This window comes from Myroides odoratimimus (assembly GCF_038039805.1).
Lineage (GTDB): Bacteria > Bacteroidota > Bacteroidia > Flavobacteriales > Flavobacteriaceae > Flavobacterium > Flavobacterium odoratimimum_B.
This window is the reverse complement of the sequence record NZ_JBBPHK010000005.1, coordinates 31,862-54,009: the sequence shown is the minus strand read 5'-3', so window position 1 is coordinate 54,009 and position 22,148 is coordinate 31,862. Positions and strand designations below refer to the sequence as shown.

21 protein-coding genes are annotated in these 22,148 nt (G+C 32.6%); 6 read left to right on the top strand and 15 right to left on the bottom strand.

The window, feature by feature from the left end:
- Positions 1-83: 83 nt before the first annotated feature.
- Positions 84-317, top strand: coding sequence for a hypothetical protein (locus AABL85_RS06175; protein ID WP_341309523.1), 234 nt, complete (start codon positions 84-86; stop codon positions 315-317).
- Positions 318-556: 239 nt separating this feature from the next.
- Here AABL85_RS06175 and AABL85_RS06170 read toward each other — a convergent pair whose 3' ends face one another.
- The 14 genes from AABL85_RS06170 to pyrR form a co-directional block, all read right to left on the bottom strand.
- Positions 557-1,963, bottom strand: coding sequence for a porin family protein (locus AABL85_RS06170; protein ID WP_341309522.1), 1,407 nt, complete (start codon positions 1,961-1,963; stop codon positions 557-559).
- Positions 1,960-2,529: a sigma-70 family RNA polymerase sigma factor gene (locus AABL85_RS06165; protein WP_341309521.1), complete on the bottom strand. Its 570-nt coding sequence runs from the start codon at positions 2,527-2,529 to the stop codon at positions 1,960-1,962. Before AABL85_RS06165 ends, AABL85_RS06170 begins: the two co-directional genes overlap by 4 nt.
- Positions 2,530-2,582: 53 nt before the next feature.
- Entirely contained in the window at positions 2,583-3,167 is a 585-nt protein-coding gene (locus AABL85_RS06160) for a DUF4840 domain-containing protein (protein WP_341309520.1), read from the bottom strand.
- Positions 3,168-3,739: 572 nt separating this feature from the next.
- A complete protein-coding gene (locus AABL85_RS06155) occupies positions 3,740-3,952 on the bottom strand; it encodes a hypothetical protein (protein ID WP_341309519.1) in 213 nt (70 codons plus the stop codon).
- A 12-nt stretch (positions 3,953-3,964) separates the two neighbouring features.
- Positions 3,965-5,068 carry a porin gene (locus AABL85_RS06150; RefSeq protein ID WP_341309518.1) on the bottom strand — a complete coding sequence of 368 codons (1,104 nt, stop codon included), beginning with the start codon at positions 5,066-5,068 and terminating at the stop codon, positions 3,965-3,967.
- 443 nt (positions 5,069-5,511) lie between these two features.
- Complete coding sequence (locus AABL85_RS06145) at positions 5,512-6,693, bottom strand: PepSY-associated TM helix domain-containing protein (protein ID WP_341309517.1); 1,182 nt, start codon at positions 6,691-6,693, stop codon at positions 5,512-5,514.
- A 3-nt stretch (positions 6,694-6,696) separates the two neighbouring features.
- Positions 6,697-9,036, bottom strand: a complete 2,340-nt coding sequence (locus tag AABL85_RS06140) for a TonB-dependent receptor (protein ID WP_341309516.1) — start codon at positions 9,034-9,036, stop codon at positions 6,697-6,699.
- A gap of 251 nt (positions 9,037-9,287) precedes the next feature.
- On the bottom strand, positions 9,288-9,845 hold the full coding sequence (locus AABL85_RS06135) for a DNA mismatch repair protein MutS (RefSeq protein ID WP_341309515.1): 558 nt from the start codon (positions 9,843-9,845) through the stop codon (positions 9,288-9,290).
- Positions 9,838-10,089, bottom strand: coding sequence for a hypothetical protein (locus AABL85_RS06130; protein ID WP_341309514.1), 252 nt, complete (start codon positions 10,087-10,089; stop codon positions 9,838-9,840). Before AABL85_RS06130 ends, AABL85_RS06135 begins: the two co-directional genes overlap by 8 nt.
- Position 10,090: 1 nt before the next feature.
- Positions 10,091-10,738 carry a pyridoxamine 5'-phosphate oxidase gene (gene pdxH, locus AABL85_RS06125; protein WP_341309513.1) on the bottom strand — a complete coding sequence of 216 codons (648 nt, stop codon included), beginning with the start codon at positions 10,736-10,738 and terminating at the stop codon, positions 10,091-10,093.
- 11 nt (positions 10,739-10,749) lie between these two features.
- Positions 10,750-11,658, bottom strand: a complete 909-nt coding sequence (locus AABL85_RS06120; protein ID WP_341309512.1) for a ribonuclease Z — start codon at positions 11,656-11,658, stop codon at positions 10,750-10,752.
- A gap of 101 nt (positions 11,659-11,759) precedes the next feature.
- Positions 11,760-12,101: a ribonuclease Z gene (locus AABL85_RS06115; RefSeq protein WP_341309511.1), complete on the bottom strand. Its 342-nt coding sequence runs from the start codon at positions 12,099-12,101 to the stop codon at positions 11,760-11,762.
- Positions 12,102-13,004: 903 nt separating this feature from the next.
- A complete protein-coding gene (locus tag AABL85_RS06110; protein WP_341309510.1) occupies positions 13,005-13,931 on the bottom strand; it encodes an aspartate carbamoyltransferase catalytic subunit in 927 nt (308 codons plus the stop codon).
- 27 nt (positions 13,932-13,958) lie between these two features.
- The gene (gene pyrR, locus AABL85_RS06105) at positions 13,959-14,507 is read right to left on the bottom strand and encodes a bifunctional pyr operon transcriptional regulator/uracil phosphoribosyltransferase PyrR (protein ID WP_341309509.1); all 549 of its coding nucleotides are present in this window, start codon (positions 14,505-14,507) and stop codon (positions 13,959-13,961) included.
- Between the two features lie 155 nt (positions 14,508-14,662).
- Here pyrR and AABL85_RS06100 point away from each other — a divergent pair, with 155 nt between their 5' ends.
- From AABL85_RS06100 to AABL85_RS06090, 3 genes are all read left to right on the top strand, one after another.
- Positions 14,663-15,472, top strand: a complete 810-nt coding sequence (locus AABL85_RS06100) for a hypothetical protein (protein ID WP_341309508.1) — start codon at positions 14,663-14,665, stop codon at positions 15,470-15,472.
- Between the two features lie 264 nt (positions 15,473-15,736).
- The gene (locus AABL85_RS06095) at positions 15,737-16,555 is read left to right on the top strand and encodes an META domain-containing protein (RefSeq protein WP_341309507.1); all 819 of its coding nucleotides are present in this window, start codon (positions 15,737-15,739) and stop codon (positions 16,553-16,555) included.
- A gap of 221 nt (positions 16,556-16,776) precedes the next feature.
- Entirely contained in the window at positions 16,777-17,319 is a 543-nt protein-coding gene (locus AABL85_RS06090) for an NAD(P)H-dependent oxidoreductase (protein WP_341309506.1), read from the top strand.
- A gap of 1,007 nt (positions 17,320-18,326) precedes the next feature.
- Here AABL85_RS06090 and AABL85_RS06085 read toward each other — a convergent pair.
- Entirely contained in the window at positions 18,327-20,249 is a 1,923-nt protein-coding gene (locus tag AABL85_RS06085; RefSeq protein ID WP_341309505.1) for an OmpA family protein, read from the bottom strand.
- 142 nt (positions 20,250-20,391) lie between these two features.
- On the opposite strand from AABL85_RS06085, the gene AABL85_RS06080 reads away from it, so the two are divergent.
- Positions 20,392-20,976: an O-methyltransferase gene (locus AABL85_RS06080; RefSeq protein ID WP_341309504.1), complete on the top strand. Its 585-nt coding sequence runs from the start codon at positions 20,392-20,394 to the stop codon at positions 20,974-20,976.
- Positions 20,977-21,173: 197 nt separating this feature from the next.
- Positions 21,174-21,959 (top strand): GLPGLI family protein, encoded by a 786-nt coding sequence (locus AABL85_RS06075; protein WP_341309503.1) that lies wholly within the window; start codon positions 21,174-21,176, stop codon positions 21,957-21,959.
- Positions 21,960-22,148: the final 189 nt, after the last annotated feature.

Genomic DNA, 22,148 nt, shown 5'->3' with positions numbered 1-22,148 from the left:
CTAATATTTAATGGTGTTATCCGCTTTATATTCAGTATATTTATCTACAAGAGAGTAGTTAAAGTTATTTAGAAAATGTCAATATGCCTATGAAACCAATTAGAACGGAAGAAGATTATCACATGGCTTTAGTTAGATTGCAACTATTAAAAAATGCTAAGCCTAATACTCCCGAAGCAGACGAATATGAAGTAATCAATATCTTATTAGAACATTATGAACGAGAAAATGCTCCTATGGGAATGCCTGACCCTATAGATAGTATCAAAATATTTACCGAATACTTTAAAGAAGAAGATCCTAATAAAGATGAATAATATTTAAAACGCTTGCTTCACTGTACGCGTTTTTTTTATCTCACTCACAAAAAAGAGCACCTCTGTAACAAATTACAGAGGTGCTCAGGGTGATAAATTAATTAAAAACATTACTATATATAACCTAACTACATAGTAATATGAACATAAAACTTACTAACACTTTACTTTTTATTTTTCATAGCTTTTTAAAAAATAGAAGTATATAGACACGCTTCTACTCACAACTTTCTAAACGTTTATTCTTTATTATCAGTAGACTTCTTAGTATTAGGAATAGAGTAACGCAATCCTAACTGCATATTAAAGTCAAAAGGCTTCTCCGTATAAATAGTTTTGATCGAGCTACCATTGTCAAAATAATATCTCGCCCCTGGTTCTACAAACAGCCCTACACTTTTTGCTAGTTTATACTCCATACCTATTGCTGCATTCACAGATGTCTGTATTCCTTTTGCAGTCACCTTTTTATCAGGTCCCCTTTCTACATTTTGATCAGCTTTAAACTTTGTTTTCAGTGTGCCATATACTGACTTCTCAATATGAAATCCACCATTGACATAAGCAGAGAAATTACCTTTTTCCCATAGGTTATAATTCACCTGTATAGGCACTCCTACATAATGTAGTGTCTGCGTATTTATTATCTTATATTCTTGGCTTCCCGAAGTAAGATCAGACGATAATTTAGTATAAGTAATACCTGTATTGATTCCCCATTTCTCTCCCATAGGATAGTATAACGCTACACCAAAGCGTATAGGTTTCTTATGTGTAATGTCAGTATAAACCTCTTTATTCTGATTAGCAACATAAATCTCTGATAATACAGCTCCAGCCATTCCTAAATCTAAAGGTGCATCAGCTCCTAGCTTCATCCCTCCATTCATCATATTATAACCACTTTGTTGCATACTAGAAGTCGAGGCTATATTACTTGATATTAGCCCTAATGAAAATCCTCTATTCTTTTTAGACTTTGCCTGAGCTTTTATTTCTACTTCTTTAGCCTGATTTTCGACAATTGCAGTCTCTACATTTTGATCACTTTCCTCTACTAAGGTTATTAACTGCTCTTGTACCTTATTCTTATCTATTAGATCTGGAGCTATTTCAACCTTTTGTTTCTCTCGACTCGAATTATCTGCTATCTCGACAATAGAAGTCTCTCTCCTTTCTTCTATTGCCTCGATAGTCTTACTGCTTGCCTTCTCCTTTTCATTTGAAGTCAAAGCTTTGGTATTTGTGTGTGTTTCTTTGGTTATTATCTCTTTTTCTACCTTATTAAGGTCTAAACTATTCGTAGTATTAGGCATTAACTCACTCTCCTTAGACTCTATAACAATGCTCTCTTTTACTGCATCATCATGCTGTAATGCACGTCCACTTCTCAAGTATAACTCAACCCCTCCTATCAACAGTATTGCTACAGAAGCAACAACCCCTATAATTCTCTTAACATTAATTCCTTTAGGTACCTCTTGTGTACTTCTTGTCTGTTGTACAGTATCTGACCATAATGGTATGATTTTTCCCTTCTCTTCTCCAAAAAGCTTTTGTTCCAAATCCTCCCACACCCCCTCTGGTCCGATCTCTGTATGATCTTTCATCTTCTGTTCCAGATCATTTAACCATTTATCGTTCATAAGGCGTTTGTTCTAGGTTTATTATATAACTTTATCTTCTGCATGAGTATTTTCTTTGCTCTATGAAATTGAGAAGCTGAAGAGCTTTCTCCTATTTCTAATAGTCTACCAATCTCTTTATGACTCTTTTTTTCAAAGACATAAAGGTTAAAAACCATTCGATATCCATCAGGTAAAGAGCGTATCAATTCTAAAATTTCTGATTCTGGTATCTCATCTAAGTTAGGTTCTTCTTCTTCAACTACATCTACTAAATCATCTACTAGAGTAGGAAATTCTATTTTAGTAGTATCTCTCAGAAACTTTAAAGATTCATTGATGATTAATCGTGTCGTCCACGCTTTTAAAGAACCCACCCCCTTATATTCAAATGAGCCAATCGCATTAAAAATCTTGATAAAACTATTCTGCATTACATCTTTTACATCATCCTGACTCTTAAGATATCGCATACATACATAGGTAAAATGCCCTGAATAGAATTCATAAAATTCTCTCCAAGCAGATTGGTCTTTAGATTGTAATCTATCCACTAATCCTCGTTCTACACTATCTTTTTTAGTCATCTGTTGTACAAACATTATGTTGGGTATCTAAATATGGGTAAAACTTTTCTTACTTACCTTTTAATAGATCCCGGGAAAAAATATTTAACTTCTACAAAGTCACTATCTTCTTTTCCATCTACAGTTAATTTATCTACTACCCACTCAAACTTCACCATATCATATCTATTAGAGACATAGACTCCTTTATATTTTGTAGTAATATGTGCTACTACATCTTTTTTAGTATCATCCATCGGAATTGTAAACTTCAATTCTTTAGGATCCATAGTTAATAGTAACGCTGTACCAGTCTCATCTACTACTGATGTATAAGCAAGATTATACTTTACCTTATCCATCTTGTTTAATATCTCTTCAGTTTTTCTAGCATCTTTAACTACTGACCCGACAAGTTCCCTAACAGGTAAATTATCAAATACAATCAAACTATCATTAATTTTAAAAATTGTATTTTGTTCATTCATCCATTGCCCTTGTAGAGTAAAAGCTTTCCCACTATAACTTCCTACTACATCTCCTATCTTAACAGGTTTATTTGGTTCTATATTATTATCATCACTAATACACGATGTAAAACTAATACCAACTAAACTAAATAAGATTGCAAACGTTTTAATTCTTTTTACTGCTCTCATTTTACTATATTTTCAGTTTGTTTAACAATATTTAATAGTGAGTACTCATCTACATAAATCCAATTTCCATAAATCCTTGCATGAGGCAATTAAAAAAAATGATATATTCTATATAAAATTACAAAAAACAAAAATTAAAATATTACAAAACAATACATTACAAACTAAAAACACTTTTATTATTTACAAAAAAAAGACAACCTACTACCCGTCTCTTAGTAATAGGCTGTCCTATGTAAAAACTAAATAAATTACTAATTTTAATCTAAGCTTTTAAATAAAAGCAGAAAACACATTATTAATAGTCATTAATATATGCTCTTGTAATGCCTCACTTCCTTATAATTTCAATTGATTAAAAATATTTTACAGCGAGTGCCTATTATATAAATCCCGTTTTCGAAAAAACTTGCATGCATTTGATAAAAAAAATCAAAAAAAATTATAAACAACTAAAATACAGTTTTTTACAATATTATATTTTTAAACAAAAAAAAGACCTGATATCCTAAGATAGGACAACAAGTCTTGTTAATCTACAAGTAAAAATTCTTACTCTAGTTCTTCTATTTTTACAATAAATTTTCTACTAAATCATATCCTTCGAGGTAAACATTATGCTTATCGATGTCTTCAGCTACAACCTGCATTCTGTATTTTTTACCTTGTTTAATCAAAGAACTAACTAGCTGGGTTAATTCTCTATCCTCTTGCTCTGATAGATTTTTAAACAATTGCATTTTTTTACTCTCTTCGTCTATTAGTAATTCATGGTACTTCATCATACATACTCTATTTTATAATTTAAACAACGGAACCATCCATCTTATTCCCACTGCTATCTGATGTTCATTCTTATCTGACTTAGAAAGTTCATAATTTTTATAGTTATAATTCAAGAAATTATAAGCTGCAAAAAGTCTAAGATCCTTAAACGCTCTATCATTAAAAGGATTGTACTCTATCGCTGTCGAAACTCCTTTTAAAGTATAAGATACATTACTCTCAAGATCTTTTCTATAGTTATACATCGCTTTTACATAAGGAGTCACTTTGTGGAACTTATACTTCACAGAAGCTGTTGTTACATTATCCTTTACATACGCAATTCCCTTTGTACTCGTATTAAAATCTGTAAAAGCGGCATCTCCTACATTTCTAAAACCATACATCCAATCTACCTCCGCCATAAAGTTATTCAATGTCAATCTATTTCCCATAGTCACCCAACTGTAATATTTCTTTGCATCATGCTGGAATAGCGCATAACCATAACGTGTTTTCAAATGCTTTTTAAACAATTCTCCTTCCCATAAAAACAGTCCTCCATACGCTTTATTTTTATACTCTTCAGCAGCGAATTGCTCTCCCTGAGAAACCATTTGCAGTTTGAAAGACTGTCCCTTCACTTTATAAGCCACACTCGCTCCTGGACTAAATAGCTCAATAGAACCAATAATATTCGTAAACATATATAGGTCAGCACTATTATATGACAACTCAGTAGATCCCCATGCTGTAAACTGTTTTCCCATTCCTACTGTCCAGTGATCATCTATGTTATACTCTAAGAAGGCAAATTCTAATGCATTTGAAGCAACTGATTCATTTAACCTATAGCGCAATGAATAAGTAAGCTTATTATTATAATTTCCTTTTAAATATACTCGTGATTGCACTAATCTAAACTTGCTATCTGAAGTACCAGCCCCACTGGTCTTGGTTAAGTTTTCGTACTTTGAGTCTAGATACACCTCTAATGTATTTACTTTTTTAGTCGTTTGATCTCCATTATTTTGTGTCAAAACCCCTAATAAAGTACTTTCTTCTTTTTTTTCATCTTGTGCCATCACATTAATTGTTCCCAATAGGATTGCACAGATTATATATTTAATATTCATAGTTTGGTAGATTTTAAAAAAGTTTAATATAATCCTTTTTTAAATACTATTAACAAAATTTTACCATAACAATACAAATATTAAGTATACTAACAATAGAAGAATACACTCTAAAATAACACAAAATGAACAATAAAAAGATTTATTATATCAAATAAAACCAACATTTAATACAAACACAACACTCTTTACACTTATACACACTATGATTAAGTAGCTTAAAACATCATATATAGCAACGTTTTTTATAAAGTTGTTATCTAATAAAGAGCTTATCATTTTATCTATCTAAAAACTATGTTCTTATTAAAACTTATTGTATCTTTATGAAGTTGTGTATTAGTATGAATTTAATGAAGAATCACTTTTTATGCCTAGGTGGGTATACTAAGTGATTTTTTTATCCTTTTAAAATAGTACAACAAAAAGTCATTAGTACGAGACTAATGACTTATCTTTATTTTTTGGTTTTTTCCTTTTTTTCTTTGCTTGTTATACCAAATCACAAATCCCGTAATAGGTAGACTTGCACATATCAACGATCCTATAAAAGCGAGTACCTTAGTGGGGTATCCCCATATCGTTCCTACGTGTAAATCGAAATTCAAAGAATTTACTTTAGTACCTAAAGCTATTGAAGTATAAGTATGATCTGTTCGCATAGTTATCTCTCCTGACTTTTTATCAAAATACAACCACTCGAACTTACTCGTCTTGTCCTTTTCTAAACGGATCTGTAAACTATGGGGTACTTCCTCATCCTTAGATAAACGAATGGACATCATATCAGCATAGCCAAACTTGTCTAAGGCATAGAATACTGCATTGTCTAATGTATTACTTGTTATCTGAGGTACAATATCAAAAGCATTTGGTTCCATCACTTGAAATTTCTCTTCATCAACCTTGTTTAAAGTAGTTTCAACACTAGTTCTAAACTTAGGGAAGGCAAATAATACACCTGTTATCCCTATCACTATAGCTAAAAAAAAGGTATACATCCCAAGTAAATTGTGCAAATCATGATTTAGCCTCTTCCAATTGACAGAAAAATCAAATAAGAAACTTCGTCTAAACGTCTTGCCCTTCCACCTTTTAGGCCACCATAAGATCAAGCCTGTAATCGTAATAATAATAAATAACACCGTACTACCCCCTACTACCCAACCTCCTATTTTACTTCCTAATAAAAGATTTCGATGTAATTGTAGCACGACATAGAAAAACTCTTTCTTGGTATTTTCTACCTTTTGAACTTTACCTGTATAGGGGTTTATAAATACACGTTTATAATAAGTTACTTCATTCCAATATCCTATTGCCTTCTTATCTGTCTTGAGTGTTCTAAAAACCCAGGTTCTATCTTTAGCGGGATAAATATCTACTCTATTAATCGGATAGTGTTTTCCTACTGCCTGCTGAGCTAGATTTTGAAGAAAGGAGAGTGACAATGCTTCTCTATTTACTTGATCAGAAAAGTCGTTGACATAAAAGTTATCAGGATATATTACCTTCTTCAAATCATCGTGTAGTACATAAATACTCCCTGTAATACTTACGATGACAATGACAATTCCTGTTATTAATCCTAGCCACTTATGTAGCCATAGCATAAATTTCTTCATCTACTAGAAGTTGTATTGTACGCTTAGATTAGCCTGCATTCCATTTCCTCTCACATACTCCGCATCAGTCCCTCTGTACTGACTCACTACTGGATAATACGTTTTATTAAACAAATTTTCAACACCTACATTTATCTTCCAGGCTTTATTTATAGTGTAAGTTGATGCTAAGTTAAATAAGCTAATATCTTTTACCGCTCCTTCGCTATTTTTGTAAGCTCCTTTTTCAGTAGGATTAAAGCGATTTCTATTACCTGAATACAACCAATACAACTGTATATTTAATTTATCCGATGGAGTATAATAGACAAAAGCTGTCGCTTTAGGCGGTGAAATACGCCCCCCATTTAAGTAAATTTTACTTCCATCATCAAACTTTGCTTTTCCCTCTACGTAAGCATAAGATCCCCCTACAGTCCACTGTGGAGATAGTATAGCCTCTGCAGTTACTTCAAATCCGTGTACTCGCTCAGGTTCGCGCTGTGCTACTAAATATCCTCCTATGTCTACTAAATTTGCTCCTAACTTAGATGTACTTAAGAAGTATGACCCTGTAAAACTAAATATAGAAAATCTACTAGAAAAACCTACTTCATAATTATTCGTAATGATTGGTTCTGTCTCTAGCTTGTCTAATGTACTCTCTTTTGCTCTTCTTAAGATACGCCCTAATTCATTAATAGCAAACCCCTGAGAGAAGCTAATAAAAGGATTAAAATATTCGTATTTATTATAGCGCAATCCTACGTTAAACAATGTTGTTTTATAAGGAATCTTACCGCCCTGAACAAAAATACTTCCCTCGTTATTAGGTCCTGTAGCAATCGTATTAAAATCATTTACCTTTACATTAGCATTCTCATATCTGACTCCTGTTTTCAATATCAAATTATCTAATATATCTACTTTTAACTGTGCATAAGGCGCGATATTTACCATATCCATTGTAGGGATATACACACGACCATCCGTTAAATCTTGATCTGTTTTGTCGTTTAATATATCTATTCCATAAGTTACTTCACTCAGCATCTTAAACACTGTAAAAGGTGTGTTTAAATTTAAGCGAATACCTTTCTTTTTAGAGTTAATTCTCGTTTGTCCAGGTCCATACCACGCCGTTCCTCTTTCTACATAGCGATTCATCGAACGAAATGAATTCATATACAAAGACACATCTAACTGTGTTCCTAAGTACAAGTCATTATTTGTATACCCCAACATAACATTGTGATTATATGGCGTACCTGAATTTTCTCCAGGGTCTGTCCCTGCCACCCCTATCGTCGCTTCACTACCATATTTTCCTATCTTACTGATATATCTAGCGTGTTGTGTACTCGTATATCCATTATAAAAAGCGCGGATAGACGAATGATCATTGATATCATAAGTAATCTGAGCGAATAAGTTCTTTTGATACGTATTAGACAGTCCATCTGTCTGTCCTAATATCACTCCATCCCCATCTCGCTGTACACCTGTATAATCAATAGATGCACCAGCCATATAGTTCCACTTTTTATACTTTCCTCCAAAAGACTGAGATACTTTATAACCTAATGTACCGCTACTGTTAGCGGGATTAAACGAAGTTCCCAATACTGTAGTTCCGCCAAAAGCTTGTTCTCCTCTATTCTTCTTTGTTATATAATTAATAATCCCTCCTGTAGAACCATTACCATAAATAGAAGTAGCACCTTTTATCACCTCTACTCGTTCTATAGCAAATGGTGCGATAGAACGTATGTCACGAGCTCCATTCATCAATGGTGTAGATTGTGGAATGCCGTCTATTAGCACTAATAGAGGTCTTCCTCTTAAGGTCTGTCCAGACGAAGTTCCTTTATTCGTCGCACTTCCTAATCCAGGTACTAAATTACTTAATATCGTAGATATATCAGTCGTAACATTCATCTGCTTCTCCATCTCCTTCTGATTTATAATCGTTACAGAAGAAGGAATAGTAGCGATATTCTCTGCCCTCCTTCCCGCCGTGATTACTATCTCATCTAATGATTGTTCTACTGACTGTAAGCTAACAGTTATCGTGCTTTCTAATTCTGATTTTACTACTGTTAGAATCATCTCATCATATCCAGTTGCAGTCACTAGCATAGTAGCATCACCTACTGAAGACCAGTCTAAACTCACTTCTCCTTTATCATCAGTAACTCCTTTAGATTCGCCGTTCAGATATATCTCAGCTCCTTTTATTCCTTTATTATTTTGATTGTTTACTTTCACCAAAACGTTTTGTGAAAGCATAGTTGCTGTAAACAGTAGTAAACAAAAGCTGAATACTCCCTTGGTCATGCTTGAATAGTTTGTAGATAGTGACATGGATAGTATGTATTTCTTATTTAGAATAAATTAATTTAGTGTAGCAAATGTAAAAAATAATTAAATCCAAAGTATATCACAAATCCTCTTTTTTTAATTAACTAAAACACTTTGCCACAATGACTTATTTTTTTAGATAATATATACATGTCTTCGATTTCTTCTAGACCTAAAAAAAACGACAATACAGCCTAGCCATATTGTCGTTATATTCTATATTAAAAGTCTATTTAAAAGAACTAATTCTTAATTTATCTGACGTTTTGTTTAAAGTAAATCTGTGTTGCACCTAATCCATACTTCTGATAATTCGCATCCTCTGCTACAATTTCTGGATATCTACTAAATAGAAACTCTAATTCAGCCTTGAGTACCCCTTCGCCTACTCCATGTATAAATACAATACGAGGAATGCGATTGCGAATAGCAAACTCTACCTGACCTCTAGCTGTATCAAGCTGTAGAGTTAGCATATCGTGCTTCTCCATGCGTCTATAGTCATTCGTAAGCTTCTCTATATGCAAATCTACCTCTAAAATAAACTCATCCTTACGCGAACGCTTCTCTTTGGTAAAGGAACGTTTTATAGGATCTACTTTTTCTTGTAATGCCTCACTAACCGAGCTTCTAGTACTAGCCGAACGCATATCTACCTCGTCTTCTTTGGCTATTTTTAGAAGTTCATTCGGTTTATAAGTTAAAACAAAACCATCTTTAGATTCTATCGTTACCTCATCTCCTATAATATTGATGACTACTCCTTCTTCGTCTTCATCTAATACTTGTACATAATCTCCTTTGCTAAGCATCTTTCTCTTCTTTTGCTTGATTGATTAAATCTTTCTTTATTCCTGCATCAAATTCACGTTCGGCAGGTCCTTGTTGATGAGTATTACTAGGTGTCTTTTGCATTAATTTAGCCATTGCAAAAAAGAACAAGGCTACTCCGACTATCTGTATCCAGATATTAGGTTCATCCTTAGAACTTTCAACTAGTGCCCATCCCATAAAGAACAGTATCAATATATTGAATATTATCTTTGCTATTTTCATATTATGGTGCTAATCGTTCTATTTTCCAATCTAAACCATCTTCTGTCAGTGTATATCGAATACGATCGTGAAGACGATTAGCTCTTCCTTGCCAAAACTCAATAGACACAGGTTTTACTACAAATCCTCCCCAATTCTCAGGGCGTTTAACAGTAGCTTCTGTCTCTACTTCCTCTAACTTATGGATAGCATCTTCTAACACTTGATGATTAGGGATTACCTCACTCTGATTAGATACGATAGTGCCTAATCTACTCCCTAAGGGGCGACTGTCAAAATAATTATCAGATTGCGCAGCACTAGCCTTACTAGCAATACCTTTGATAATAATCTGACGCTCCGCAGAAGGCCAAAAGAATGATAAACACAAATGTGGATTAGCGATAATAGCCTTCCCTTTCTCAGAGTTATAATTTGTGTAAAACACAAATCCCTCTTCGTCATAAGACTTTAAGAGTACCACTCTAGACTTCGGAAAACCATCCAAACCTATTGTAGACACTGTCATTGCATTGACCTCATCTACTCCGCCGAAATCTTCTATCTCATAAAACCATTTCTTGAATTGCATCATTGGGTTTTCGTCTACACTACTCTCCAACAATACACTCTTCTCATACGATTTTCTGTAATCACTTAAGTCACTCATATCTAAATCTATTATAAGTCAAACACTTTACCATCGTCTCCATTCAGTATTGTGCCACTAAACACAGTCTCTGCTTCTTTCTTAAACAAGGTAATATCATTATATCTCGTAGAATAATGTCCTAATATTAAAGTCTTCGCATTCGCTAGCTTTGCAATACTTGCCGCCTGCTTAGCTGTACAGTGTTTCGTTCTTTCTGTATAGTGCTCTTCACTGTCTAAGAAAGTACTCTCATGGTATAATACATCTACATCTTTGATGATAGGTACTATGGCTTCAGAATAGTAAGTATCTGAACAGAATGCGTAGCTCTCCGTAGGATCTGGATCATATGTAATATCCTTATTATCCACTACAGTACCATCATCTAATGTGATATTACCTCCACTTTTGATCTTCTGATAATAACATCTATCGATACCTAAATCTTCTATAGCTCCTATGCGCAACTTTCTATCACCAGGTTTTGTTTCGAATAAATACCCATTTGTATACACACGATGATCTAAGGGTATTGTTCTCACAACTACCTTATCATCCTCGAATACCACTCTGCTCTCTTTACTCGTCTGCTCGTGAAAGAACAACTTATATCCAGAATAAGAATTAGACAATCTCAACTGTAATAGAGTCACTTCCTTAATTCCCTTAGGTCCATAAATATGTAGATCAGACGTTCTGTTTAACAACATATATGTAGAGATCAACCCTATCAATCCATAAAAGTGGTCTCCGTGTAAATGAGAAATAAAAATATGATTGATACGTTGGAACTTCAACTTATGACGTCTTAATTGTACCTGAGTTCCTTCACCTGCATCGATTAAAAACATATGCCCCGCCATCTCTAGAACTTGAGATGTAGGATTAGTTATCGTTCTTGGTGTCGCTGCATAACAGCCTAATATAGTAAGTTTCAATGTAGTTTCGTTTTAATTTTTGAGCTTGTAATTTACAAAAACGACAAGCTAAGTCAAAATAAAAGGCTTAAATTACTTTAAGCCTTTTTCTCTATTTTTATCTAAAATCCTAAGTCTCTTTGGATTTCGTCCATTTCTATCAAATCATGTGCTTCCTGTAAAGTAGGAGCAACAATCAAATCTCCATCAAACTCATTAAAGTCAATTGATTCTATAACAATAATAAAAGATTTATTAGCCTCTTCTATATGTTGTATTGCTAGAGATTCAAAATACGCCAAATCTCCTTCCAATACATCATATTTAACCTTCGTTAAATCTAGTATTAAATTAGACTGCACAAGACTATGCTCATACTGCTCCTCTAACTTTTTAAGAAACGCTACTATATCTCCCTCGTCACTCGTTATAATAAGTGTATGACCTTTTTCTTTTACTTTCATTATATACGCCTTAATTTGATTAAGCGAATATAAAACGAATATCAATACTATCATATAGCAGAGTAAAAATATTATGGAAATACGTATCCGCAAGCTATGTCCCCGTGACGATTGGAACGACTACACATGTCCAACACAATGCATTTACACCCAAAAAGCAAATTATTTGATTTACGTAATCCATATCAACCCAAATAAATTGAATATAGTATTTTTTACTCTTCTCAAAACGAACTATATAATCCTGTAAAAACAATGGTTCGGCAATTACCGAACAACGCTACAAACCCAATGAAAAAGAGGGATACATAAGTTTCATATTAGCTTTGTTCGGGAGTTCTTTGGAAGAGTTTCGGTAAAATAAGGCTTTTTCCGAACAAACCCAAAACAAACACATCACAAAGCATGATAAACACTAGGATTAAGATAACATAACCTCAAGCTAATCCTAAAACAAACGGTATAAAATGCGAAAATAAACCTATTTAAAAATGGTGTTTTTTTAAGGCCAAACAAGGAAGTAATGTACTTTGATTTGTGTACTTTTCAAACAATAAGAATTGAGGTATACACCTGATATAAAAATAAGTACGATACAAATATACACTTTTTTTAAAACCCAAAATACACTACAGATATGTAAACGAAAAGTAATTATACAAAATGGGTGTGAATTAGGGATACAAGCATTCAATAGTATGGTATTAGAAGAAATGAAAGAGATATGAAGTAGAATTGATTTACAGCATTTGACTAATGCTTAATCTGGGGGAAAGATATCTATAATAAATACTCTTATCAAAGAATGAACTATAAAAAAACACGTAATACAACACAAGGAATATTGTGCTATATTACGTGTTCTATAGATATAAAATAAGCCAACAAAATGGCTGGCTTGAATTATTTAATTTTTGAAGCTAATAGATAGATAACAGCCATACGAACTGCTACTCCATTCTCAACTTGATCTAAAATTACTGATTGTTGTGAATCAGCTACATCAGAAGTAATCTCTACCCCTCTGTTAATAGGTCCTGGGTGCATTACTACGATTTCTTTATCTAGTGAATCTAAGATCTCTTTAGTCAACCCAAACTGTTGAGAATATTCTCTTGTATTAGGGAAGTAGCTAAAGTCTAAACGCTCATTCTGAACGCGAAGCATATTCGCTACATCACACCATTCTAGAGCTTTTCTTAAGTTAGACTCTACCTTCACACCTAAGCTCTCGATATACTTAGGGATTAATGTCTTAGGCCCACATACTCTTACCTCAGCTCCTTGCATCTGCAAAGCAAAGATATTAGACAATGCCACACGTGAGTGTAGAATATCTCCTACAATAACTACTTTCTTACCTGCTACATCTCCTAATTTTTCGCGGATAGAATAACTGTCTAATAACGCCTGTGTAGGATGCTCATGTGCTCCATCACCTGCATTAATGATACTTGCTTTTACGTTCTTAGATAAGAAGTGAGCAGCACCTGCATCACTGTGGCGCATCACTACCATATCTACCTTCATGGCTAAGATATTATTAACAGTATCAATTAGTGTTTCTCCTTTCTTCACTGAAGACTGAGCAGCAGAAAAGCTAATTACATCTGCAGATAAACGTTTCTGTGCTAATTCGAAAGATAATTTAGTACGAGTACTATTTTCAAAAAAGATATTCGCTATCGTAATGTCTCGAAGAGAAGGGACTTTCTTAATTGGACGATTTATTACTTCCTTAAAGTGATCAGCTGTTTCGAAAATTAGATCAATATCATGCTTATTGATATACTTAATTCCTAAAAGGTGATTTACGCTTAATTCTTTCATTGTACTTCTATGAGTAGATTTAGGTAGTTAGTTTTTTTCAGTTTCTTCTAGAAAGACCGTATCTTCCTGTTCATGTTCAGACCAATGCACACGGATAGTCTCCTCGTCAAAGGCATCTACTTGTCTACCTCTATAATCAGGTTGTATCGGTAAGTGTCTGCTAAAACGACGATCTATCAAGACCAATAACTCAATCTCTGCTGGACGACCAAAAGATTGTATAGCAGTAAGAGCGGCACGTATACTGCGTCCTGTATAAAGTACATCATCTATAAATACGACTTTCTTATCTTCTACTAAGAAGTCTATTTGCGTTTTGTTTGCTTCAAGAGTTTTTTGATGCCTTCTAAAGTCATCTCTAAAGAATGTAATGTCTAAAAAGCCTAAAGGCACTTCAGAAATACCATATTCTGTCTTTAGAATACTTTTTATACGTTCTGCTAAAAATTTACCACGTGGTTGAATACCAATAAGAAGGGTATTAGAAAAATCAAGATGTTTTTCTACTAATTGACAAGCCAAACGGTGTAGAATGATATCAATCTCTTTTGAAGTAAGTAATACTTTTGGATTCATATATAAAAGAGTTGTTTTTGGGGGGTAAATTTACAATTAAATATTGTTTGTCACCAATTTATTAAACATATATCTTCCAAAAATTGTATGTAATCAAAGTCTGCTTTCTAAATCATATTAATATCTTTGAATAAAGATTAATAATTCTATTGCTCATGATCAAGTCTAAAATTATAATATTCATCGCCTTAACCCTATCTTTAGTTCTGCATGCTCAGAAGATAGAAGATCCTCTTCCCTTAACAAAAGAACAGATACAAAAGGAACAGTGGATCATACAAGACAACGAGAAAAACCTAATCCTACAATGGACTGATAGTGCTCTAGAAATAGCATTAGCCAACAAACCGATCAATCCAGATCAGAAGAAAACAATCTACGCTAGAATACCTGCTCAGCAAATCAAAGATAACGCTACAGAATATATCTTATTAACTGATAAAACAGAGTTCTTATCTACTCCTACAGCAGTTAATTGGACACAAGAAGACTTAGAGTTCTTCCGCGTTTTAGAGTCTAGTGCTATAACTGTAAGTAGTACAACAGATGTCTTATTACTAAAAAAAGATGCAAAGACTAAATATAAGTTCTACAGTACTGCATTTGACCGTATGTGTAAATTCGTCTCTAGATTTAACTGGGGACTAATTGCTTTAAATCGAAATTCAGAGAATCTACCTAAGATGATTTCTTCTTTTGATTTTGAAAACAAAATTATGGCAGGTACTATAGACAATATCCCTTTTGAGGTGAAGTTTGACTTTTATTTCGATCAAGCTACTTTTTATTTCAGAAGTTTTGAAATTCCTTATAATGCTAAAAATAGAGCAAGTCGCAAAGTAAAAGAGAGATATGGGCGCTACTTCACAGATAAAACGTACCGCTATGATATCGCTGAACAAACTCTAAACTTCTATCAAGACGAAAAGTTAGTTCTCATGTTTGGTTTTATGCCTAAAGACTAAAACACAATCTCTATAATCTTTTGAAATACGCAAAAAAAGAAATACAATCCCTTATTATATATATATCTTATTAGTTTATATTAAGTTATCAATAATATATCTCTTATAAATTGTGTTATTAAATAGGAATTACTATCTTTTCGCAATCATTTACAGATACTTCTTAAAAAACTAAACACATAAAAATCAAAACATTATGACTGATTAGTTAAGAAAAAGAAAGTAAATGCATCACGTATATTTAGAATTATTTTAATATTTATTATGAAAAAATACGCTACTAGTTTATTTCTTTGTTTAACAAGCTTAGTAACTTTTGCACAACAAGGTTCTTTCGATTCTCAAGAAAGACATCCATTAGCACCAGATGGTATATGGAATGTTAGATGGGTATTACAAGACAATAGTAAACCTGGAACTCTAACTCCTACAGATAAACATATTATGCTTAATCGTGAATATGGATCTACTATCACCGGGTACGCTGGGTGTAATGTATTTAAAATTCCTGTAACGAAAACTTCTGTTAACTCAAAAGGTACACATCTGACTACTCGTTTTGACTCTAAAACGAATAAAGAATGTGCTACAGACGTGAAGTATGACGAGAACAAGTTCTTAAAGCGTATTTCTAATGGTACAATAACCTTTAATGAAAAAGAAGGTTTATTATACCTAATGACTAAAGATAGAATCGAATACGTATTCGCTGACGAAAAACTAGATAAACTAGCTAAAGACTTACGTCGATATGACTGGAAACTAATAGAGTTAGACAATTCTGAAAAAAGACCTTATAGACAATGGATTACCTTTGATTTCCACAATTATCTAGTTAAAGGAAATACGGGATGTGCTTTATTTGAAGCTCCATTTGCTATCAATACAAAAACGAGTACAGTTACTTTATTTGAACTTCAATCAGATACCACTAAATCATGTGGTAACAGTAGCAAAGATGAGTTTTTAAAATACTTTGACAATTCTACTTACCCATTCGAAATCACAGATCAGACTTTAAATATCTTACAAAACAATAAGGTGATTATGAAGTTTGACTTAGCAAAGAAAAATTCATTGTAAAACACAAGACTGTAACAGCATACAGTCATTAAATATCTAAAACCTGTGAAATTATACTTCACAGGTTTTTTTATACAAGTAACTATAAATCAATAACAACGAAGTTTAGATTCAATATTCTTTAATTTCTACTGAGGGTTAAATAAAAATTAAGATAGGTTTATAAACGTTTTACAATTAATAAATTCTTTACCTTAGTCAATTAATAACAATTTAGTTTTATGAAAGCTTTAATTTTTAATGGTTCTTTAGATGAAGAAGCATTCCGTACATCGCGACGCATTGCACAATATTATGCAGATCAGTTCATAAATTCTAATATTGAAGTTCGACAGGTTCACTTATCAGATTTTCAAATTCCTATATTTCAAGCTAGATTAATGGATAATGTTCCAGCAGACGTTATCACCTTTGCAAATGCTTTTAGAGAAGCAGATGTAATGATTTGGCTTACTCCACTCTATCATGGTAGTCTTACTGGAGTAATGAAGAATGCTATCGATTGGTTAGAAATAACAGCCAAAGATCATCCTGCTTATTTAACGAATAAAATAGTAGGATTCACTTGTTGGTCAGCTGGTAACCAAGCCATGCAAGGAATACAAGCTCTAGACAATATAGCAAAAGCACTTAGAGCGTGGTCTTTGCCTTATTCTATTCCAATTAGTAATTCTGATTTATATGAAGACAACGATATCTCAGAAGTCTATAAAAAGAAAATGTCAATGTTAACTGACCTTCTAATAGAGAGTCAAACGCGATAAAACAAAAAGCCTATTTGAATAATTCAAAATAGGCTTTTTTATTACTATCAAGACAACAACTATTTTTTCTTGGTTGATATACGCATATCTCAGTGCTGCATAAGAAAAAGAGAGGCATCCCTACCTCTCATTCCCTATAAAACAATTTTGAAAAACACCTTATTTGGATTTCACTAAATCCTTTCTTAATTAACACTTTAAAAACAATCCCTCACTAATCCTAATTCAATTTCTTTTTCACAAGCAATATTTTTTAAAAAAATTAAGTTTAGGAGGGAATGAAAATTATAAGAGTCTTTTGTCTTACTAACCATATTACTAGATATGGAGATGACGAAAACATAATAAAGACTCCTTGAAACATAGTACAAATCAATTAAACTAAAGCTAACTTGGCTAGAGTTGATTCTCCTTTTAACTATGAAAAATACTATTGTAAAATACAATAAAAGGACAATCTATAAAGCCTGTTTAACGGATCATTATGTATCAATTATTTTGTTGTTATGTTTTTTGTACAAGACAAATGTAAACATGTTTTTGTAGTATACAAATCCTTATAAATACTAGCTTTTTTACTCCAATCACCTAATGCAGATATTAGACAGAATAAGTTCGCCCCTCATAAAATCATTAAGTCACAATCTGATTTTATACTTCTAGCAGATCCACTATTTAAACATGAAAAATAGCTAACAAATTATTTATTTTACAATTAATCCATCGAAATAAAGAATACTTATTTCAAAATAAACATTTTATACGTATCTCTTCTAGCCCCTTCACAATCACTTAATGCGATAATACCTCTAGAGGCAATTAACATATAATTAACTTAATTTAAAAAATTAATAAATATTAAAATCTCTATATAAAGCTAGTTTAATAACAAAACAAATACAATAAACTTCTATTTTGGAAAATTTTACCAATAAAACCAAAGGTTATAGAAGTAAAAAAGGCAGTAAGTTCCCTTACTGCCTTAGTTATTTTTAATGTTCACAATTCTATCTCTGAAGGATAATAAATTCTGAACGTCTATTCTGTGCGTCTTCCCATTCACTACACGGTTCACATTCTATTTTTAGCTCTTGTGATCCATATCCTTGAGATTCTAATCTACTACTTTCAATTCCTTGTGACACGATATAATCTAGTGTAGACTTCGCTCTATCATTAGACAATTTTAGGTTATAAGCTGGATTCCCTTTACTGTCAGAGTGTGAATTAATTTTAACTCGCATACTAGGGTAACGCTTCATCACTTTTACTAGCTTATCTAATTCTGACTTACTATTCTCTGTAATTTCAGTCTGATTGAATGCAAATTGAATATCTCCTAATTCGATTTTGTCTTTCCCTATTACGAGGTCTTCTAGAGGTCTTAAGAATACGTCTATCTCCTGTACTCCTTCTTCAGCATTGACTGTGATATCCATAATTTCATCTAAATAATCTGGATGAGATACCTTAATCTTATAAGTCTCGCTACACTTCACTTCTCCTCTAGCCATTCCACTTCTACTAGATACTCCGTGATCCTCTACTCTGCGTCTAGTATTGATAAACTCTACTTTAGCATCAGCTACAGGAGTATTAAAGCTCTTGTTCTTAAGCATGGTTCTAAATTCAACAAAGCACAACGGGAATGCCTTATATATATCTATACGACCTATTCTATCAGAAGAGAATAATCCCATATTCTTATCAGGATAAAAACTGAAAGCAAAATCATTCTTAGCTGTGTTAATAGGCTCTCCAAGATTAGTAGGTGCATTAGATAGATTATTTAAATCTGATACATACACATCCATTCCTCCATATCCTCCCCATCGATCAGAACTAAAGTATAACTTATTATCTGATGAAACAAAAGGATAATCATTACGAGTTCCTGAATTAATCACTGGCCCTAAATTCTCTGGTGTACCGAACTCATCATCTTCTAATACAGCTACGCGCCATATATCTAATTCCCCATAACTTCCTGGCATATTAGAAGCAAAGTATAAGAATTTGCCATCAGGAGATAAAGCAGGATTCGTATACATAAAACCAGCGCGAGTAAAGCGCAGTGGTTTTACCCTCTTCCACTTCTTTTTCTTCTTTTTAGCATAGAATAGACTCATCAGATGATCTCTATGCTTAACGTTATCATTCTTTCTAAACTTCCTGTTTCTATAGGCTTCTGAAGCGAAATAGATACGTTGTCCATTAGCAGAGATCACACTAGGTCCGTCATTAAATCGCCTATTGACACGCCCTTTAATACGTGTTATTCCTTTTATAGGTTCATCTTTTCCTTTAAACTCAGCTGTATAAAGATCAAAGTTAGGTTTGCGCTGCCATTTATCTCTTACTTCAAATATCTTTCTAGGAATTTTCTTTTCGTGTTTTGTTCTATTTGATGCGAAATACAACGTATCTCCTGGATTTAACCATGCTCCAAAATCGTCATATTCTAAATGATTAAGACCTGACTCCTGAAACATATAAGTAGGATATCTGTCAACTAAGGCCTTATGTGCATCTGGTTTGGCCAAAAAGTCTTTTGCTCTTGCATCCTGAGGCGCTCGGCGAACGAATTGTTGCATCATATCTTTAGCCGCTTCATAGCGTCCATTCTTTTCCATCACCTTAGCATACTTATAATAAATATCTGGCTTAAGTGTAGAGTCATTTTGGGCGATCGCCTTACCATAATATCTTGATGCTTCAATATCTTGATTTAACCTATCATAACAATCTGCTAATTGCAAATAAATATAATCAGCTGTACGACGGCCTAATATAAGTCTTTTATATTCGTCAGCCGCTTTTGCATACTCTGTATTCTTATAATATTTATCAGCTCGTTTTAAGCTGGGTTTCTTTTTTGCTTGCACAGTTATACTTAAACTACACAGTAAAACCATCAAAAAAATTCTCATACTATTCTGTTATATAGACATATAGAGATAAATGTACTCTATTTTAGCTATTTATTACTCAAAAATACTACTTTAATTACTTATTATACTAACGTATATTCTGTAAATTAGTTGTTCAGAATCAGATAAAAATCCCTTCAGTATGAATATTGAATTAAAAAAAGCATTCTTAGCTCTCTATGACACTTTTAAAAAAGAGGATGCTCAAAAAATAGACCGATTAGATAAATGGCGTAATATAGAACCTGAGTCTGCAGAGTTTCTTTCGCTATTAGTCAAAACAAAACAAGCTAAAAGAATACTTGAATTAGGTACTTCTAATGGTTTTTCAACAATATGGCTAGCTGAAGCTGTATCTCATCATCAAGGAGAAATCATCTCTATAGATATCGAAAGAGAACGTACAAATAAGGCATTTGAAAACCTAAAACAATTTAACCTACAATCTTATGTAGAATTACTAACCTATGATGCAGGACAGTTTCTAGCAGACACTAGTCTTGATTTTGATCTTATATTATTAGATGCAGAGAGAAGCTATTATACAGGGTATTGGAAAGATCTAGAACGTCTATTAGATCAGACTGAGTCTAGCTTATTGGTAGTAGATAACGTAATCTCACATGAAGCAGAAGTAGAAGAGTTTATCAATGGAATAGATGAGAATAAGTTTAAGAAAGTCATCCTCCCTATCGGAGCAGGATTGTTGTTGGTTTCTAAGCAGTAAACTTTGGCAACATAATAAAGGTAAAAAAGGAAGAATTAGGATACTGTTTTAATTCTTCCTTTTTTATTTTTAAATAGTTACTCAGATTAACATAACTCATAAAATATGAAATCAAATTATTACAACAATTTACTTAACAAATCAAATTATTTATTTGTTTTAATAAAACCTTAACATTATATTTAAAATAAAAAACAATGAGTAAAATTATCTTATTTATAATAACAATATTATACACAACTAGTATTATAGCACAAGAACAAAACTTATACCTTATAGAGTACAAAGAAATTAATAATAATTTTTTAAAGACTATATCTAATGATGGTGAACTACATGTTGACTTAAATAAAAAAACAACCTTATATAACCAAAATAATTTTGTTTTCAATAATAAAAGTTATAAAGAGACTGGTATAAGTCAAGGTTCTGGTGGTGCAAATAAACGTCTGAAAAGCACTTTGTTTTTAGATTTCAAAAAAGACTCTCTTTACACTTCTTCTAGCACACATAAAGAGTTGCTTATAACGGAAGCTATACCTGTAATTAAATGGGATTTATTAGATGAGACTAAAGAAATCGAAGGAGGAATAGTACTAAACAAAGCTACATCAACCTTTAGAGGACGAGATTATATCGCTTGGTATTCTCTAGATTATCCTATACCCTATGGTCCTTGGAAATTCTCTGGATTACCTGGATTAATTTTCGAAATAGAAGGTAAATCTCATAATAGTACTTATACATGGATACTTGTTACTATCAAAAAAGAAAATGATACAGAAAAACCTATTTTCGATTTAAGTAAAAGTACAATATCTCTACAAAAATATGTTAAAAAAGAACAAATTGAATCTACAGAAAATACTAATTTGATGAGTAAACGTTTACAGACAGAAGCAGGGCTTAAAATGGAAAGGGAGTCAACAACTTACTATAGAATTGGTCCTGAACTAATTTATGAATGGGAGATGCAACCTTAAACTATACGTTTATGAAGAAAAACATTGTTTTATAGTATTATTTATTCGGTTTATTAGTAAGATAGAAGCTAGTAATTTTAAAAACAGATTTTCTTTATTCAAGATCATTTAATTCCATAACAACCTTACCAATAAGCGTTGTAGAAAATGATCAAGTAGAAGGAGAAAATTGGTACCGTCTATGCTTTG

Excerpts from the sequence above, each read along its gene's own strand:
- AABL85_RS06175 (WP_341309523.1), top strand. The coding sequence starts at position 84 with ATGCCTATGAAACCAATTAGAACGGAAGAAGATTATCACATGGCTTTA.
- AABL85_RS06170 (WP_341309522.1), bottom strand. The coding sequence starts at position 1,963 with ATGAACGATAAATGGTTAAATGATCTGGAACAGAAGATGAAAGATCAT.
- AABL85_RS06165 (WP_341309521.1), bottom strand. The coding sequence starts at position 2,529 with ATGACTAAAAAAGATAGTGTAGAACGAGGATTAGTGGATAGATTACAA.
- AABL85_RS06160 (WP_341309520.1), bottom strand. The coding sequence starts at position 3,167 with ATGAGAGCAGTAAAAAGAATTAAAACGTTTGCAATCTTATTTAGTTTA.
- AABL85_RS06155 (WP_341309519.1), bottom strand. The coding sequence starts at position 3,952 with ATGATGAAGTACCATGAATTACTAATAGACGAAGAGAGTAAAAAAATG.
- AABL85_RS06150 (WP_341309518.1), bottom strand. The coding sequence starts at position 5,068 with ATGAATATTAAATATATAATCTGTGCAATCCTATTGGGAACAATTAAT.
- AABL85_RS06145 (WP_341309517.1), bottom strand. The coding sequence starts at position 6,693 with ATGAAGAAATTTATGCTATGGCTACATAAGTGGCTAGGATTAATAACA.
- AABL85_RS06140 (WP_341309516.1), bottom strand. The coding sequence starts at position 9,036 with ATGTCACTATCTACAAACTATTCAAGCATGACCAAGGGAGTATTCAGC.
- AABL85_RS06135 (WP_341309515.1), bottom strand. The coding sequence starts at position 9,845 with ATGCTTAGCAAAGGAGATTATGTACAAGTATTAGATGAAGACGAAGAA.
- AABL85_RS06130 (WP_341309514.1), bottom strand. The coding sequence starts at position 10,089 with ATGAAAATAGCAAAGATAATATTCAATATATTGATACTGTTCTTTATG.
- pdxH (WP_341309513.1), bottom strand. The coding sequence starts at position 10,738 with ATGAGTGACTTAAGTGATTACAGAAAATCGTATGAGAAGAGTGTATTG.
- AABL85_RS06115 (WP_341309511.1), bottom strand. The coding sequence starts at position 12,101 with ATGAAAGTAAAAGAAAAAGGTCATACACTTATTATAACGAGTGACGAG.
- AABL85_RS06110 (WP_341309510.1), bottom strand. The coding sequence starts at position 13,931 with ATGAAAGAATTAAGCGTAAATCACCTTTTAGGAATTAAGTATATCAAT.
- pyrR (WP_341309509.1), bottom strand. The coding sequence starts at position 14,507 with ATGAATCCAAAAGTATTACTTACTTCAAAAGAGATTGATATCATTCTA.
- AABL85_RS06100 (WP_341309508.1), top strand. The coding sequence starts at position 14,663 with ATGATCAAGTCTAAAATTATAATATTCATCGCCTTAACCCTATCTTTA.
- AABL85_RS06095 (WP_341309507.1), top strand. The coding sequence starts at position 15,737 with ATGAAAAAATACGCTACTAGTTTATTTCTTTGTTTAACAAGCTTAGTA.
- AABL85_RS06090 (WP_341309506.1), top strand. The coding sequence starts at position 16,777 with ATGAAAGCTTTAATTTTTAATGGTTCTTTAGATGAAGAAGCATTCCGT.
- AABL85_RS06085 (WP_341309505.1), bottom strand. The coding sequence starts at position 20,249 with ATGAGAATTTTTTTGATGGTTTTACTGTGTAGTTTAAGTATAACTGTG.
- AABL85_RS06080 (WP_341309504.1), top strand. The coding sequence starts at position 20,392 with ATGAATATTGAATTAAAAAAAGCATTCTTAGCTCTCTATGACACTTTT.
- AABL85_RS06075 (WP_341309503.1), top strand. The coding sequence starts at position 21,174 with ATGAGTAAAATTATCTTATTTATAATAACAATATTATACACAACTAGT.